The 970-nt window shown below is 70.5% G+C and carries 1 protein-coding gene and 1 pseudogene; both read right to left on the bottom strand.

Going from position 1 to position 970, the window contains the following annotated elements; translation table 11 throughout:
- Positions 1-691, bottom strand: a 691-nt coding sequence (locus BKD30_RS16135; protein ID WP_218189293.1) for a hypothetical protein, incomplete at its 3' end; no start/stop codon positions are given.
- Between the two features lie 21 nt (positions 692-712).
- Positions 713-970: pseudogene (locus tag BKD30_RS10035) on the bottom strand (IS1634 family transposase); the annotation flags it as partial.

Raw genomic sequence — 970 nt, 5'->3', positions numbered from 1 at the left:
AGGTGGAGGTCGCCACATCCGAATCCGGGGTATAGGTGCGCGACTTGCTGCGGCCCACCGCGTCCAGGACGCTCATCACCCGGCCCGACGCGTCGATCTGGTACGTCGTCCGCGGCACCGCCGAGACCGCCTGGGTCTGGTCGGTGTTCGGGTCCGCGACCAGCGTCTGGGTACTGGTCGGGTAGGCGAACCGGGTGACCGCGTCACCCGGGGACCCCGCCGACGCGTTCGCCCGGGTGGAGGAAGTCACCCGGCCGCCCGAGTCCAGGCCCCAGGACACCGTACCCGCGTCGGGGACCTGCACCCCGGTCAGATCACCCCCGGCGTAGCTGAACGTGGTGACCGTGCCGTTCGGGTCCGTGAACTGCGACCAGTCCCCCGACGAATCCTTGACCAGTTTCGCCGTCCGCAACGGCGCCGACACCGACGCCCCCTGGGCCACCGTGATGCTCGTCGCGGTGGTCGTGATCCACGCCGTCCGGGACGCGGCCACCGTCCCCGACGGCGAGAACGCGGCCTGCGCGGCGACGACCTTCGTCGGCAACCCGCCCGCCCACGTGATGGCCACCGTGTTCCCGTTCCGGTCCGCCAGCGAGACCGGGTTGCCGTCCGCGTCGAACGTCGTCACCGTCGCGGACGTCCGGCTGGTCAGCTTCCAACCCGACCCCGCCGCCACCAGGTCGGCCTTCACCCCCTGAGTTGGGTCAAATCGTTAGTGCCTCGCTGTCGGGGCGTGGATTGCGTCGAGGATGGCTTGTTCGTCGGGGCCGGCCTGGGCCGGGATGGTCGTGGTGGTGCCGTTGACCGTGATGGTCGCTAACCGCAGTGGCTTAAGGGCTCGGATGACGCGTCGCAGTGACAGCCCGGTCCGGTCCTGCACGGCACGGCTTACTGCCAGGGCGGTGAATACGATCGTCAGGTGGGCCTCGATCGCGTCGCGGGTGCGGGCGAAGATCGGCCGGGCGCGCAG

Origin of the sequence: Tersicoccus phoenicis (assembly GCF_001968835.1) — a bacterium.
GTDB classification, from domain to species: domain Bacteria; phylum Actinomycetota; class Actinomycetes; order Actinomycetales; family Micrococcaceae; genus Tersicoccus; species Tersicoccus phoenicis.
The sequence above is the reverse complement of the archived record's forward strand: the minus strand, read 5'-3'. Positions and strand labels throughout refer to the sequence as shown.